Origin of the sequence: Frondihabitans cladoniiphilus (assembly GCF_039544345.1) — a bacterium.
In the GTDB taxonomy this organism is placed as follows: Bacteria; Actinomycetota; Actinomycetes; order Actinomycetales; family Microbacteriaceae; genus Frondihabitans; species Frondihabitans cladoniiphilus.
In genome coordinates, this window is record NZ_BAABLM010000002.1 from 621,183 (window position 1) to 634,928 (window position 13,746).

Genomic DNA, 13,746 nt, shown 5'->3' on the forward strand with positions numbered 1-13,746 from the left:
TGCAACTATCTGGTAGCCTGGTCGACATGAGGGAAGAAGAGAGGCTGACCCGAGAACAGCTCTCTGCCTGGAAGCCCCTCGCGGCGGTCCTCGAACTCTTGCCCGCGAGCCTCAACTCGTCGTTGCAGAAGTCGACCGGTCAGCCCCTGGTGAACCTCCTCGCGCTGGGCCACCTCCAACAGAAGCCCAACAAGACGACCGGGCTGTCCGACATCGCCGCGTGCGTCAGCACCCCTCTGCCGCGCGCCTCACGCATCGTTGCCCGTCTCGAGGCGGACGGCCTCGTCGAACGGTCGACCTGCGAGACCGACGGCCGGGCCGTCATCATCACCCTCACCACGCGCGGAGAACAGGTCCTCGCCGAGGCGATGCCCCACCACGATCGACTCATTCGCGACACGCTCATCGACGTGCTCTCCCCGACGCAGCTCGAACAGCTGCGCGACATCGCGACCACCCTCGAGGCACACCTGCACCCCGACATGGCCTCCCCCGTCGACCGGCAACGTCAACTCGACACCCTCTGAACGGAGGCTAGCGACCGGTGCCCGAGGAAACGACCAGATCATGGACGAGGTCGCTGCTGCTGTCGCGCATCCCCGCGTCGAGTCGGTAAGGGGCGAGTTCCGCCGCGGCCTCGTCGGTCGAGTAGCCGAGTGAGGTCATGAACGACTGCATCATCTGCCCGGCGACGCGCTGGACATCGATGTCCTGGTCGTTGCTCAGGCGGTAGAAGCAGATCTCGTAGAGACCCCCGACCGCCATCCGCAGACCATCGCTGATCTCGATGGCCTCTTTGGGCGTCGATTGCATCGTCTCGGAGATCCAGCCCAGGTCGAAGGACACGATCTCGGTGGAGAGACGCCGACTGGCGAGGATGTCGAGCGCCAGGGAGGGGGCCTTCGTGAACAGGAAGCTCAGTTGGATCTGCGCGACGACGAACAGTCGTGCGAACCGGCTCGCGCCCATCAGATGGCGCGATTCGGCAACCTCTTCGGCGAGACGGAGCACCCGCCTCATGAAGAGGACCAGCAGGTCGGGCTTCTGCGGAAAGTAGTACTGGACCAGCTGCTTCTTGGTCGAGGCCCCTCTCGCGATGTCCTGGAAGGAGGTCGCTTCGTAGCCACGCTCGACGAACAGGCGGTAGGCCGCCGTCTCGATCCGCGAGCGCTGCTCGGTCGCGCGGGCCGCTCGCGAGAGTTCCGCGGTCATCGAGGACCCTTCTGAGTCGTGCACGGCCAGGACGCTCCACACGATACCGGCCTCGACCATTCGCCTTCGAGTCTTGATTCACTGGTCGCGGCCAGCGTACGCTGGCCGCGACCAGTGAAAGCGCTGGAGGCCCGCAACGAAGCGGATTGGAGTGCGTCATGCCCGAGAGCATCATTCACGAGAAAGAAAGCAAACTCGTCCAGGGGAACATCGTCACGGAACGCGACGTGATGATCCCCATGCGAGATGGAGTCCGGCTCGCCACGGACATCTACCGGCCCGACGACGACCGCGAGCATCCCGTCATGGTCATCTCCGCGCCCTACGACAAGAACGACTTCCCTCGCGCCCACCTGCTCATGTTCAGCCCCTTCGTCGGGGCGCTTCGCGACTACGTCGTGCTGTCGCAGGATGCCCGTGGCCGGTACAACTCGGAAGGCACCTGGCAGCCGTTCGGAGACGAAGCAGAAGACGCGTACGACACGGTGGAGTGGGCGGCCAAGCAGCCCTGGTCCAACGGGAACGTCGGGCTGTACGGGTCCTGCTCCCTCGCCTACCACGCCCTCCAAGGCGCCGTCGAACAGCCGCCGCACCTGAAGGCCGTCTTTGCCTACGCGACGGCCGCCGACTTCTACGAGGGCTGGACCTACTCCGGCGGAGCCTTCGAACTCGGATTCCAGATGGCCTACGCAGCCGTCGTGTCGCCCGACACTCTCAGCCGGCAGGAATTGACGGCCGAGGAGTCCGAGGAGTTCACCAAGAGCATCGGCGAGATCTCGCAGATGTTCGGCATCGACCCGAAGAAGATGCATGAACACCTTCCGAATCATCTCCCGGTGATCGACTACCCCGGTCTCCGCTTGCTGCCGTACTGGAAGCAGTGGCTCTCGCATCCCTCGTACGACGAGTTCTGGCAGCGCGCGAACATGGTCGAGCGGGCCAACCGCATCAACGTGCCCGTGCTCCACGCCAGCAGCTGGCAGGACATGTGCCTGCGGAGCCACACCGCGCTCAACACTGCACTCCTGACGTCGAGCGACCCCTCTGTTCGCGACAAGCACAGGTTCATCATCGGCCCGTGGGATCACAGCGCCTACTACAACCACCGCGAGGCCTACGCGGGCGAGCGCGAGTACGACACCGAGACCGGTTCCGGTTTCCTCTCGCCCCTCCTGCTGAACTGGTTCGACCACTGGCTCAAGGGCGGACCGGAGAAGGTCATGCCGGGCGAGAACGGCGTGCGGTTCTACCAGACCGGCGAGAACGCCTGGAAAGAAGACGTCTCCTGGCCGCCGGCCCACACCGTGACGAAGTACTTCCTCCACAGCGACGGTCGAGCCAACAGCCGGTTCGGGAACGGCAGCCTGTCCTTGGCGAGCCCCGAGGTGGAACCCGTCGACAGCTATGTCTACGACCCACTCGATCCGGTGCTCAGCGTCGGCGGCCAGTCGATGGGCATCCCGATCGGCGTCTACGACCAGGCCGAGATCGAAGAGCGCGACGACATACTCGTCTTCACGACGCCCCGCCTGGCCGAGGCCGTCGAGATCGCGGGCCCCGTGTCGGTCACGTTGCTGGCGAGCAGCAGCGCCGAAGACACCGACTTCACCGTCAAGCTCGTCGACGTCGAGCCCAACGGCTACTGCGCCAACATCACCGAGGGAATCGTCCGCGCGAGATACCGCAACGACACCCGCCACGCGGAATTCCTGGTGCCCGACGAGACGACGGAGTTCGAGATCGCCATGATCGATACGGCACACACCTTCCGAGAGGGCCACGCCATCCGGGTGGAGATCAGCAGCAGCAACTTCCCCCGCTTCGACCGCAACCTCAACGCCAGGATCACACCGGCCCTCGGCAGCGAGGCGGATGCACGGAAAGCCGTTCAGCGGATCTTCCACGACTCGGCGCGTCCGTCCGCCCTGAACCTGCCCGTAGTCGCGTCGTGATCGAAGCCCCCGCGACCCCGATCCCACGCAGCGGCGTCGGGGTCGTGGGGGCTGACGTCCACGGCGAAGTCTCGGGCGCAGACCCGTGACGACCGCCGGGATCACAGCGGACGTCGACATTCACGAGCAAGGAGAAACACAGATGAGCTACACCGACAAGATCGTCCTGGTGACGGGCGGAGCGTCAGGAATCGGACGCGCGACAGTGGAGAAGTTCGCCCGCGCCGGCGCCACCGTCGTCTTCACCGACATCGGCCCGAACCTGGGCGAACCCCTGCAGGCCGAGCTGGCCGAAGTCGGCCTGAAGACCGAATTGGTGATCTCGAACGCGACCGTCGAGGCCGACGTCGTCTCCCTCGTCCAGGGGATCGTCTCTCGTCACGGTCGTCTGGACGTTGCGATCAACAACGTCGGCAACATGGCCGGAGGCGACCGCCCGGGCCTCGACCTGCACGAGACGTCCACCGACGCCTTCGAAGGGACCATGGCCGTCAGCTTCACCGACAACTTCTACGCCCTCAAATACGAGATCATCCAGATGCTCGCCCAGGGCGGCGGGGTCATCGCCAACACCGTCTCGATCGCCGGCACCACGGTCTTCGAGTTGACCTCGCCCACCTATTCGGCTGCGAAGGCGGCCACGATCCACCTCACCGAGTTCGCCGCCGTCCGGTACGCGAGGGACAACATCCGGATCAATGCGGTCGCCCCGGGCATCGTCGAGACTCCCTCGTTGGCGGCCACCCCGGAGGAGACCCGGAACGCCGCGCTGGCCCTGCTCCCCTCCGGCCGTTTTCAGCAGGCCGAAGACATCGCGAACGCCTTCTTCTGGCTGTGCTCGGACGAGGCTGCGAACGTCACCGGCATCGTGATTCCCGTCGACGGGGGCTACAGCGCCAAGTGAGCCGGCCTCGACCGGGCCCGCCTGGACCGGCCGAGCCACCGGCGCCCGGCGGTTCAGCCCTCCCGGAGTAACGCGTTTCGAGCCGCGATGGCTTCCGCCGTGTCGGGGAACATCATGGGGATGCTGAATTGCTCGGCCTCGAGCTGAATCTGCTCGGCGGTGGGGCGGAAGCTTCGTTCGTACGCGGCGAAGGCACGGGCCATGTCGCCGCCGACGGCGCGGAAGGCGTCGTACAGCGCGGTGGCGCCGAGGATCGCGACCGACCCTCCCATGCCGGCTGCAGGCGACGGGCAGTAGGCGGCGTCGCCGACGAGGGCTACCCGGCCGGACGACCAGGCCGGCAGTCGGTTCTGGCTCAGCTTGTCGAAGTAGAAGTTGTCGGCGGTGAGCGCCTGCTCGAGGACGTCGGTGAACGGCAACCCGGCGTCGGCGAAGCGGTCGCGGATGATCCGCTTCTGCTCGTCGACGTCGTGTCGGTCGTAGGGGATCTCCTCCTCCGACCTGAAGACGAACACGACGTCGGTGGTGTCCTCGTACGAGTTCAGCAGAAGCGTCCGGCCGGGCGCATTCTGGAGTCGCGTCGTCCACGGCGCCAGGACCATGCCGTCGATGATCGTGACGGACGTGTAGTGGCGGAGGAAGTGGCTGTAGTCCGCCTCCGGCCCGAACCAGAGCCGGCGGACCGTCGAATGGTTGCCGTCGCAGCCGAGGACCATCGCGAACTCGCGGGCAGGCCCGTTCCGGAACGCCGCCCGGACGCCGTCCCGGGTGTCGGTGAGCTCGGTGACGGAGTCGCCGAAGACGATCTCGATGTCTCCCTGGGCTTCGTCGAACAGGATCGCGAGGAGGTCGTCGCGGTGGATTTCGACGTCCTCGTCGCCGTGGACCTCGTGGCCGTCGATCACGACGGCGCCGTTCGCGAGCTCGGACTCGGGCTCGAGCTCGAGCTCGAGCTCGGGCTCGGGCTCGGGCTCGGTCCTCGTGATCGGCGTGCCGTCGATTTCGGCGAACTCGGTGGTGCGGGGCGGAAGAGCTTTGGCGCGGACGGCCGGGAGGATTCCCATCCGGTCGAGGATGCGCAGTGCGTCGCCCTTCAGATCGACCGGCGTTCCGCCCTTGCGGAGCCCTGGCGCGTTCTCGACGATGGTGACTCGGTAGCCCAGGCGGTGCATCCAAATGGCCGTCGTGAGCCCGGCGAAGCTCGCGCCGGAAATCAGAACGTGGTTCGACTGATGCGTCGCGGTCTCCGTCATGGTGTGTCCTCTCCCCGATTCTCGACCAGGTTCAATTCATGTAGTGACTCTACGTTTGGCAGCGTACTACGAAACCATGGAGTCACTCCATCGATCGTGGGACGATGATGCCTATGACTGATCAGGTGCCGGCGACCGACCAAGTTCCGGTGAGCGAGCAACTGGGTCGTCGAGAACGCAACAAGCTCGAGATGCGTCGGCGCCTGGCCACTGCGGCCGCGCAGCTCTTCATGGAACGCGGTTACGACGCCGTCTCCATGTCGGACGTCGCGGCGGCTGCGAAAGTGGCGGAACAGACCGTGTACAACTACTTCCCCACCAAGCCGCAGCTCGTCCTCGACCGCGCGGACGACTTTCGCGAGCGCTCTCGAATGGCTGTTCTCGACCGCGACCCCGCCCTGACTCCGGCCGAGGCATTGGGCGTCCAGGTGCACGAAGACATCGACCGCTTCACCTCGCGAGCGACCTCCTTCGCCCGTGGAGAGTTCCCGGCCCAGTCGGTCGAGAGCGAGACCTTCCGCCGCTACGCGCTGGAGTTCCGAGAGCAGCAGGGGGATGCCATCGCCGAGGCCATCGGCGTAACCGATCCGACCGTCAATCGACTGGTCGCCCGTGCCCACGCGAGTGCCCTGGTCACGGTGATCCAAGCCGTCACGGACAGGATCGGAGCCGCGATTCTGTCGGGTGCGGACCTCACCACCGTGGCGCGGGACCTCCACAAAGACGCGACCATCGCGTTGACGGACGCGGCAGAGAGTTTCCGAAGCACCGCAGCCAGGTCGAGGAGCTCGCTCCACTAGCCCCGATGACGCCGTGCTCCCGGTTCCCCGCGGAAGACCATGCACGAATACGTGCCCCTGGAGGGACTCGAACCCCCAACCCTTTCCTTAGGACGGAACTGCTCTTCCATTGAGCTACAGAGGCTGACCCGACAAGGCTACCCGACCCCGTGCATCCCACCGGAAGTCGTGCGACCGGTCGAGTGGGCGGAATCGGTCGTCGAGGCGGGAGCAGGACGACACATTCCGACCACTCGAGGCGCACGGCGCATCCGCAGCGAGCGGCCACGACGTGCGGCCCGCACGACGCACGACGCACGAAGCGCTAAGCCGCCTGCAGGTACTCGTCCCACACGGCCTGCGGCTGCTCCACCCCGCGCACCACCCAGCCCACGCCGTGCGGCGCCTTCGGCTGCCAGCGCAGGTGCCAGCCCATCTCGACCGGGGTGCGGTTGCTCTTGAGGTTGTTGCAGCGGAGGCAGCAGGCGACGAGGTTCTCCCAGGTGTCCTGACCGCCTCGCGACCGCGGCTGCACGTGGTCGATGGTGGTCGCGGTCTTGTCGCAGTAGGCGCAGCGATGCGCGTCGCGCCGGAGGACACCGCGCCGGGAGACCGGGATCTGGCGCGTGTGCGGGAGCCGGACGTAGCGCGTCAGCACGATGACCGACGGCCGGTCGAAAGCGAACGAGGCCCCGACCACGGGGTTCTCGGCGTCGGCCGCCAGCACGGTCGCCTTCTGGGTCATGACGAGCACGAGTGCTCGGCGGAACGAGACGACGGCGAGGGGTTCGTAGCCGGCGTTGAGGACAAGAGTGCGCATCGGTTCCCTTTCGAAACGGCCTGGACGGCTTCCAGGCATTCGATCTCTCTCGTCGATGGACGAACCAGCAGGGCGGGCTACGAAAAAAGCACCGTCACAACGTGACGGTGCTCTCGATGTGGGCGTCGAAGCTCACACCGGAATGGTGCAGGCTCGAACGCCGACCCAGTCGTATGGCACGGCTCAGGCGCGCATCCATGGTGCGGATGGCTCCTGAGGTGGACATACGACTCTCCCTGTGATTCGTGAATCTCGGAGGACTTCAGGTTAACCCACGAGGCGCCCCACACCTAGTGGGACGCCTGAGGGTTTACACGACGTTCACGAGCCGAGACGGCCCGGAAAGACGGGGGTGAGACCTACTTGATGCCGAAGCGCACGTAGTGGACGGCAGTGGTCCACAGCGGGCGGACACTGACCTTGCCGCCGGGCTTCGGCGCGTCGAGGATCATGCCGTTTCCGGCGTAGAAGCCGTCGTGCGTGCCGTTGTCGAGGACGACGACGTCGCCGGGCTGAGCGTCGGCGGGCGAGATGATCGTGCCCTGCGCGAGCTGCGTCGGCACGGAGTGCGCGAGCGAGATGCCGTACTGGGCGTAGACGAACATGACGAAGCCCGAGCAGTCGAACCCGGCCGGGGTCGAGCCACCGAAGACGTAGGGGGTGCCGACGTACTGGAGAGCCGTCTGGTAGACGGCGGCGAGGCTGAACGCGGGATGCGCGGGGTTGGCCAGATAGTCGCTGGCAGTGGGCCCGGCATAGGCGTACGACGCGGCGAGGGAAGCCCGCTTGGCCGCGGCGGCGGTCGTCGCTGCTGCCGACAGCGTGGTCGACGTCGCCGTGGGCACGACGGCCTTCACGACGGGCACGGTGGTGGTGTAGTCGTCGCGCTGGACGCTCACGTCGGTGGCCTTGTCGGCGACGGCGACCGTCTGACCGGCGGTGAGGCTCGACGCGGTGGTGCTCGTCGCGCCGTCGGAGTGCGGGGCGAGTGCGAAGGCGGGGAGGGCCATCGTGCCGATGAGCCCGGCGGTGAGCGTCATGACCGTCGCGGTGATGATGCCCTTCTTGGCCGAGGGGCGCTTGCCCACGACCGCGACCGGAGCCTGGCGCTCGGCTTCGCGGGCGGCACGGCGGGTCAGCGGGGTCGTGACCGGTGCGGTCGCGCGAGTGCTGATGGGGCCGGTGCGGATGGGGTCGGTGCGGGGTGTCGATCGACGAGCGACGGAGGCGCTGGGGTTCGACGCGAGGCTGCCAATGGTCAAGAGGTGATTTCTCCTGCGCCTCGACAAGACCCGGCGCACAGAGCACCGCAGGCTTGCCCTCGTCCCGTTCGTTGGATCAACGACTCACAGCAAGAGACGAGGGAATGAGACGTCTTGCCACGGGTCCGGCAACCGGCTTCCTGGTTGTTTGGACTTGGCGAGCGTACCCGAGTACGACCCCCATGTCATCCTCCAGGCTGATCTTTGTAACGAAACGGTAAAGAACAGGGATGAGTTTGAGAAGTGCCCGAGTGCTCTCAGAGAGCCAGGTAGATGTGGGCTGCGACCTCGACGGGCAGCTCGATGCCGTCGCCGTACCCCTCCACCTGCACCGACACGTAGGTGCCGGCCGAGGAGATCAGGGCGGTCTTGCCCGGTTGTACCCCACTGTCTTGCAGCTGCTGGAGGAGCTCCGGCTCGAACTGCACCGGCTCGGCCAGGCGGCGGATGATTCCTGACTTTCCGCTGGGATTCTGAGCCGCCACGTCGACGATCGAGATGACGCCGTCCATGAAACGACCGGCCGGCGAATCGCCCAGCTCGTCGAGGCCCGGGATCGGGTTGCCGTAGGGGGACTCGGTCGGGTGGTCGAGCATCTCGAGCAGGCGGCGTTCGACCTGCTCGCTCATGACGTGCTCCCACCGGCAGGCCTCGTCGTGCACGTAGGCCCAGTCGAGACCGATCACGTCGGCGAGCAGACGCTCGGCGAGACGGTGCTTGCGGATCACGTGGGTCGCCTTGGTGCGCCCCTGCGTCGTGAGCTCGAGGTGCCGGTCGCCGGAGACCACGACGAGGCCGTCGCGCTCCATGCGGGCGACCGTCTGCGACACGGTGGGGCCGGAGTGACCGAGACGCTCGGAGATCCGGGCACGAAGTGGCACGATGTTCTCCTCTTCGAGGTCGAGGATCGTACGCAGGTACATCTCTGTGGTGTCGACGAGATCGGTCAAGGGTGCCTCCCGGTCCGGCACGCTCGGCTTCAGCGCGCTATCCCTGAATCCTACCGGGCGGTACCGACGCCCCGGCCGACCCGTCACCCCGAGACGGTGGGATGCCCGGGCCTCCCTTCTTTGAGACGAAACACCTGAACGGTTCCTGAACACCCGATCCGCGCATCCCCCGCTCGATAGCATCGATCGCATGGCCGACATCACGATCCCCCAGGACCTCCTCCCCACCGACGGACGCTTCGGCTGCGGCCCCTCCAAGATCCGCGGCGCCCAGCTCGAGCACCTCGTCACGGCGGGTGCCACGATCCTCGGCACCTCCCACCGCCAGGCGCCGGTGAAAGACCTCGTCGGCCGCGTCCGCACCGGGCTGACCGAGCTCTTCCAGGCGCCCGAGGGCTACGAGATCGTTCTCGGCGACGGCGGCTCGACCGCGTTCTGGGACGCCGCGTCGTTCGGCCTCATCGAGAAGCGCGCCGAGAACCTCTCGTTCGGCGAGTTCGGCTCGAAGTTCGCCAAGGCCGCGGGAGCCCCCTGGCTCGAGAAGCCTCACGTCATCACGGCCGACGGCGGCTCGCTCGCCGAGGTCGAGGTCGTCGAGGGCGTCGACGTCTACGCCTGGCCGCACAACGAGACCTCCACCGGCGTCATGGCCCCGGTCGCCCGCGCGCACGGCGACGACGGCGCACTGACCGTCATCGACGCGACCAGCGCCGCCGGCGGGGCCCTGTTCGACCCGACCGAGACCGACGTGTACTACTTCGCCCCGCAGAAGAACTTCGCCTCCGACGGCGGCCTGTGGTTCGCGCTCTTCTCCCCCGCCGCCCTCGAGCGCGTCGAGCGGATCGCCTCGAGCGACCGCTACATCCCCGAGTTCCTGAGCCTGAAGAACGCCGTCGACAACTCGCGTCTCAACCAGACCCTCAACACGCCGGCCCTCGCGACGCTTCTCTTGATGGAAGACCAGACGAACTGGATGCTCGAGAACGGCGGGCTCTCGTGGGCCTCCGCTCGCACCATGGAGTCGTCGAGCGCCCTCTACGACTGGGCCACCGCCTCGGAGTACGCCACGCCGTTCGTCGTCGACCCGACGCACCGCTCGCAGGTCGTCGCCACGATCGACTTCGCCGAGACCGTCGACGCCGCCGCCGTGGCAAAGGTCCTGCGGGCCAACGGCATCGTCGACACCGAGCCCTACCGCAAGCTCGGCCGCAACCAGCTCCGCATCGCGACGTTCACGGCCATCGAGCCGGCCGACGTCCGCCAGCTGATCCGCTCGATCGAGTTCGTCGTCGAGGCCCTCTCCGCGTAGCCCGTACCGGCGCAGAAAAGACGAAGCCCCGAGCAGGGGATGCTCGGGGCTTCGTCGTGCGATCGGCTCGCTAGTCGCGGTGGGGCGCCTCAGGCTCCTCGCCCGCGGCATCGACGTCGAGCTGCTCGTCGTCCGAGTCGTCGAGGATGTCCTCTTCGCTGACGTCGGCGTACTCGTCCGAGTCGTCGTCGACGTCGTCCGAATCGTCGTCGTCGTCGAGGTCGTCGTCGTCATCGTCGTCCGAGTCGTCGTCGTCGGAGTCGTCGTCGCCCTCGGAGTCGTCCTCCGCGCCGTCGTGGTGCTCCTGCGCGGCCTCGTACTCGGCCAGCCGCTCCTCCCACGGCACCCAGTCGGGCGCCAGCAGGGAGGTCTCGCCCGGCAGCAGCTCGGTCTCGAGCACGGTGGGCTCTTCGCCCTCGACCTGCGCGACACCGACCGTCCACAGCCAGCCCGGGTAGCCGGGCAGGGTGTTCTCGAAACGGACCGTCTTCGTGCCGTCTTCCGCCGTGACGATGTCGCGCGGCTCGCCGAGCGTGTCGTCGCGAGTGATCTCGAGCAGCGCCGAGCGCGCCAACTCGTACAGAGAGGAGTCGGTGGCCTCAGGCATCGAGCTGGTCCGCGATCTTGCGCAGGACGGCGGCGACCTGCGCGCCGTTCTCGGGGTAGCGACCGCGACGCAGGCGGTTGCCGACGCCGTCGAGCATCTTGACGAGGTCTTCGACGATGACGGCCATGTCTTCTGCGGAACGGCGCGAGCGCTCGACCATGCTGGGAGCCGCTTCGAGCACCCGGACGGACAACGCCTGGGCACCCTTCTTGCCGTCGGCGATGCCGAATTCGAGGCGGGTGCCGGCCTTCACGCCGGTCGTGCCGGAGGGCAGGGCCGACGCATGCAGGAAGACCTCTTGGCCGTCATCGCCGGAGATGAAGCCGAAGCCTTTCTCGTCGTCGTAGAACTTGACCTTGCCGGTGGGCATGCGAACTCCTAGGTATTCGGGGCCTCCCAAGCATACGGGCCGCAGGGCCCGGCCGCCCCGACTACGCTGGTGTCCGTGCCGAAGCAGACCGTGACCCGACAGCGCCCCGAGGGCATCCGTCGAATCGAGCGCGCCGTCGGCTACGCAGCGGTCTCGGTCGTGGGCCTCGGCTTCGTCTGCGTCATCATCACCATCGTCGCCGCCTTGGCGTTCGACGTGAAGGACCACACGACCGGCATCTGGCCCACCATCACCTTCCTGCCGATCCTGGCCTTCCCGATCGGCATCCTGCTGATCATCGCCTACCTCGTGACGAGTGTCGTCCGACGCTCTCGCGACAACAAAGAGGCCTCCCGCTGATCCGGTTCACGCACGTCGCCGTGATCCACCCACCCGAGACGAAGGAGTCCCGTGGCTAGCTCGCTCGATCTCGCGGGGTCCTTGCGCGGACTCGATCCGAGTATCCTCGAGGCCCGTCTCGGCGAGCGCCACCTGGCGCGCCCGACCACGGTGCACGACGCCTTCGACCTGGCCGATGCGCTGCTCGAACCGTCGTCGGTCCGCGAGGCCCTGACCCGCCTCGACCGCACGGCGCTCCTCGTCCTCCAGGCCTCTCGAACGCCTCGCCCGCCGAGCGACCTCCTCTCCGACGTCGACCCGCAGTTCGAGGTGAGCGTCGACCAGGTCGACGCGGCTGCCTCGCGACTCGCCTCCCTCTTCCTCGTGGTCGTCCAGCCGGACGGACGAGTGGCGTCGCTCGACCCGGTCTCGATCGTCCTCGACGAGAACCCCGACCTCACGGTCGAGGCCCTCGCCGGCACCCGGCCGCCCGTCGTCCTCGAATCCGTCGACGACCTCGATCCCGCCACCCTCGACGCCCGCAGTGCCGAGCGTCTCTACGCCATCGTGATCGAACTGGCCGAGGTGCTGCGCGCGGTCGCTGTGGCCCCGGCGCGCGAACTCGCCAAGGGCGGCCTGGCCCTCCCCGAGACCCGACGACTCTCCGAGGCCGCCCGGGTCGACGTGGCCGACGTCGCTCCGCTGATCGGCGCCGCTCGATCCGCGGGTCTCGTCGAGCTCGGGCCGGACGGCTGGATCCCCACGGCCGAGGCCGAGGGCTGGCTGCAGTCCGAATGGTCGTCGCGCTGGGCCTCTCTCGTCGGCGCCTGGCTCGGGTCGCTGCCGCGGGAGATCCTCCTCGTGCTCGACCAGCGGGTCGACACGTCGTGGGGTGCGCCGCTCCGTACTTTCAGCGAATGGCTGTTCCCGGCCGGTGGCCAATGGATCCCCGAGCGCCTCGACGCCTTCGCCCGGTCGGCCGAGCTCTTCGGCCTCACCTCGGGTGGGCGCCCGACCTCGGTGGCAGTGGCGCTGCTCCGCGAGGGCGTCTCCGCCGCTCGATCGCTCGTGGGCGCGCTCATGCCGCAGCCGATCGATCAGGTCTACCTGCAGCACGACCTGACCGTGGTCGCTCCGGGGCCGCTCGCCCCGTCCCTCGACGGCCGCCTTCGCACCATCGCCGAGGTCGAGAGCGCGGGGCTCGCCGCCACGTACCGCATCAGCGAGGCGGGAATCCAGCAGGCGCTGAGCTCGGGCGAGACCGAGGCCTCGTTGCGCGAGTTCCTCGAGTCGATCTCCTCGACGGGCATCCCCCAGCCCCTCGGCTACCTCCTCACCGAGACCGCCGCGCGCCACGGCCGGTTCCGCGTGGCCTCCGTCGTCCCCGGCAGCGACAGCGCCGGCCTCAGCGAGGCGGCCCGTACGTTCGGGGCCGTCAGCCAGGTCCGCAGCGACGACCCCTCGCTCGTCGACGCACTCGAGGCCGATCAGGCACTCGCTCCCCTCGGGCTCCGGCGCGACGGCGACCACCGACTGCTCTGCCGGTACGACGCCGAGACCCTCTACTGGGCCCTCACCGACGAGCGGTACCCCGTGGTCCTCGAAGACGCGGCCGCGGCTCCCCTGCGATCGCCGATCCGCCGCAAGGTCCGACGCTCCACCGTGGCGCCCCCCGGCAACCCGATCCACGACCTCGTGGCCCGTCTGTCGTCCTCGGCCGGAGACTCCGCCGAAGACACCGAGCGCGCCTGGATCATCCGCCAGCTCGACGCCGCCGTCAAAGCCCGGATCACCGTGCAGCTCACCGTGGCGCAGTCCGACGGCTCCACGAGCACCCTCTCGATGGAACCCACCGGCGTCGGCGGCGGACGCGTCCGCGGGCGCGACCGCAAGTCCGACATCGAGCGCACCCTGCCGCTGTCGAGCATCGTGGCTGTCGCGGGTCCCGAGGCCTGACCCACCCCGAGGGCCGGGGGATCCCCGGGGTCG

The 13,746-nt window shown here is 67.8% G+C and carries 15 protein-coding genes and 1 tRNA gene; 7 read left to right on the top strand and 9 right to left on the bottom strand.

What is annotated here, in order from left to right:
- Nucleotides 1-26: 26 nt before the first annotated feature.
- A complete protein-coding gene (locus ABEA39_RS07955) occupies nt 27-527 on the top strand; it encodes a MarR family winged helix-turn-helix transcriptional regulator (RefSeq protein WP_345375175.1) in 501 nt (166 codons plus the stop codon).
- A 7-nt stretch (nt 528-534) separates the two neighbouring features.
- Here the strand turns inward: ABEA39_RS07955 and ABEA39_RS07960 are convergent, their stop codons facing one another.
- A complete protein-coding gene (locus ABEA39_RS07960) occupies nt 535-1,212 on the bottom strand; it encodes a TetR/AcrR family transcriptional regulator (RefSeq protein WP_345375177.1) in 678 nt (225 codons plus the stop codon).
- Nucleotides 1,213-1,370: 158 nt separating this feature from the next.
- Between ABEA39_RS07960 and ABEA39_RS07965 the strand changes: the two genes are divergently transcribed.
- Both ABEA39_RS07965 and ABEA39_RS07970 read left to right on the top strand, forming a co-directional pair.
- Nucleotides 1,371-3,164 carry a CocE/NonD family hydrolase gene (locus tag ABEA39_RS07965; RefSeq protein WP_345375179.1) on the top strand — a complete coding sequence of 598 codons (1,794 nt, stop codon included), beginning with the start codon at nt 1,371-1,373 and terminating at the stop codon, nt 3,162-3,164.
- Nucleotides 3,165-3,306: 142 nt separating this feature from the next.
- Nucleotides 3,307-4,068, top strand: coding sequence for an SDR family NAD(P)-dependent oxidoreductase (locus ABEA39_RS07970; RefSeq protein ID WP_345375181.1), 762 nt, complete (start codon nt 3,307-3,309; stop codon nt 4,066-4,068).
- A gap of 53 nt (nt 4,069-4,121) precedes the next feature.
- On the opposite strand, the gene ABEA39_RS07975 is transcribed toward ABEA39_RS07970, so the two are convergent.
- Complete coding sequence (locus ABEA39_RS07975; protein ID WP_345375183.1) at nt 4,122-5,321, bottom strand: FAD-dependent monooxygenase; 1,200 nt, start codon at nt 5,319-5,321, stop codon at nt 4,122-4,124.
- A gap of 113 nt (nt 5,322-5,434) precedes the next feature.
- Between ABEA39_RS07975 and ABEA39_RS07980 the strand changes: the two genes are divergently transcribed.
- Nucleotides 5,435-6,121 (top strand): TetR/AcrR family transcriptional regulator, encoded by a 687-nt coding sequence (locus ABEA39_RS07980; RefSeq protein ID WP_345375185.1) that lies wholly within the window; start codon nt 5,435-5,437, stop codon nt 6,119-6,121.
- A 52-nt stretch (nt 6,122-6,173) separates the two neighbouring features.
- On the opposite strand, the gene ABEA39_RS07985 is transcribed toward ABEA39_RS07980, so the two are convergent.
- The 5 genes from ABEA39_RS07985 to ABEA39_RS08005 form a co-directional block, all read right to left on the bottom strand.
- Nucleotides 6,174-6,245: transfer RNA gene (locus ABEA39_RS07985), tRNA-Arg, on the bottom strand.
- Nucleotides 6,246-6,425: 180 nt separating this feature from the next.
- Nucleotides 6,426-6,920: an HNH endonuclease gene (locus ABEA39_RS07990; RefSeq protein WP_345375187.1), complete on the bottom strand. Its 495-nt coding sequence runs from the start codon at nt 6,918-6,920 to the stop codon at nt 6,426-6,428.
- Nucleotides 6,921-7,014: 94 nt separating this feature from the next.
- A complete protein-coding gene (locus tag ABEA39_RS07995; protein ID WP_345375190.1) occupies nt 7,015-7,146 on the bottom strand; it encodes a hypothetical protein in 132 nt (43 codons plus the stop codon).
- A gap of 133 nt (nt 7,147-7,279) precedes the next feature.
- Nucleotides 7,280-8,182: a C40 family peptidase gene (locus ABEA39_RS08000; RefSeq protein ID WP_345375192.1), complete on the bottom strand. Its 903-nt coding sequence runs from the start codon at nt 8,180-8,182 to the stop codon at nt 7,280-7,282.
- 257 nt (nt 8,183-8,439) lie between these two features.
- Complete coding sequence (locus ABEA39_RS08005) at nt 8,440-9,132, bottom strand: metal-dependent transcriptional regulator (RefSeq protein WP_345375195.1); 693 nt, start codon at nt 9,130-9,132, stop codon at nt 8,440-8,442.
- Nucleotides 9,133-9,322: 190 nt separating this feature from the next.
- Here ABEA39_RS08005 and serC point away from each other — a divergent pair, with 190 nt between their 5' ends.
- Nucleotides 9,323-10,441 carry a phosphoserine transaminase gene (serC, locus tag ABEA39_RS08010; protein WP_345375198.1) on the top strand — a complete coding sequence of 373 codons (1,119 nt, stop codon included), beginning with the start codon at nt 9,323-9,325 and terminating at the stop codon, nt 10,439-10,441.
- 70 nt (nt 10,442-10,511) lie between these two features.
- Here serC and ABEA39_RS08015 read toward each other — a convergent pair whose 3' ends face one another.
- Both ABEA39_RS08015 and ABEA39_RS08020 read right to left on the bottom strand, forming a co-directional pair.
- Nucleotides 10,512-11,048 (bottom strand): DUF3027 domain-containing protein, encoded by a 537-nt coding sequence (locus ABEA39_RS08015; RefSeq protein WP_345375200.1) that lies wholly within the window; start codon nt 11,046-11,048, stop codon nt 10,512-10,514.
- A complete protein-coding gene (locus ABEA39_RS08020; protein ID WP_345375202.1) occupies nt 11,041-11,418 on the bottom strand; it encodes a cold-shock protein in 378 nt (125 codons plus the stop codon). Before ABEA39_RS08020 ends, ABEA39_RS08015 begins: the two co-directional genes overlap by 8 nt.
- Before the next feature lie 75 nt (nt 11,419-11,493).
- On the opposite strand from ABEA39_RS08020, the gene ABEA39_RS08025 reads away from it, so the two are divergent.
- Both ABEA39_RS08025 and ABEA39_RS08030 read left to right on the top strand, forming a co-directional pair.
- Complete coding sequence (locus tag ABEA39_RS08025; RefSeq protein ID WP_345375205.1) at nt 11,494-11,778, top strand: hypothetical protein; 285 nt, start codon at nt 11,494-11,496, stop codon at nt 11,776-11,778.
- 51 nt (nt 11,779-11,829) lie between these two features.
- A complete protein-coding gene (locus ABEA39_RS08030; RefSeq protein ID WP_345375207.1) occupies nt 11,830-13,713 on the top strand; it encodes a helicase-associated domain-containing protein in 1,884 nt (627 codons plus the stop codon).
- The last annotated feature ends 33 nt before the right edge of the window (nt 13,714-13,746 follow it).

What these genes read in the sequence shown, in the direction of transcription:
- ABEA39_RS07995 (WP_345375190.1), bottom strand. Translation starts at nt 7,146, where the DNA reads ATGTCCACCTCAGGAGCCATCCGCACCATGGATGCGCGCCTGAGCCGT.
- ABEA39_RS07975 (WP_345375183.1), bottom strand. Translation starts at nt 5,321, where the DNA reads ATGACGGAGACCGCGACGCATCAGTCGAACCACGTTCTGATTTCCGGC.
- ABEA39_RS07965 (WP_345375179.1), top strand. Translation starts at nt 1,371, where the DNA reads ATGCCCGAGAGCATCATTCACGAGAAAGAAAGCAAACTCGTCCAGGGG.
- ABEA39_RS07980 (WP_345375185.1), top strand. Translation starts at nt 5,435, where the DNA reads ATGACTGATCAGGTGCCGGCGACCGACCAAGTTCCGGTGAGCGAGCAA.
- ABEA39_RS08020 (WP_345375202.1), bottom strand. Translation starts at nt 11,418, where the DNA reads ATGCCCACCGGCAAGGTCAAGTTCTACGACGACGAGAAAGGCTTCGGC.
- ABEA39_RS08015 (WP_345375200.1), bottom strand. Translation starts at nt 11,048, where the DNA reads ATGCCTGAGGCCACCGACTCCTCTCTGTACGAGTTGGCGCGCTCGGCG.
- ABEA39_RS07970 (WP_345375181.1), top strand. Translation starts at nt 3,307, where the DNA reads ATGAGCTACACCGACAAGATCGTCCTGGTGACGGGCGGAGCGTCAGGA.
- ABEA39_RS07960 (WP_345375177.1), bottom strand. Translation starts at nt 1,212, where the DNA reads ATGACCGCGGAACTCTCGCGAGCGGCCCGCGCGACCGAGCAGCGCTCG.
- serC (WP_345375198.1), top strand. Translation starts at nt 9,323, where the DNA reads ATGGCCGACATCACGATCCCCCAGGACCTCCTCCCCACCGACGGACGC.
- ABEA39_RS07955 (WP_345375175.1), top strand. Translation starts at nt 27, where the DNA reads ATGAGGGAAGAAGAGAGGCTGACCCGAGAACAGCTCTCTGCCTGGAAG.
- ABEA39_RS07990 (WP_345375187.1), bottom strand. Translation starts at nt 6,920, where the DNA reads ATGCGCACTCTTGTCCTCAACGCCGGCTACGAACCCCTCGCCGTCGTC.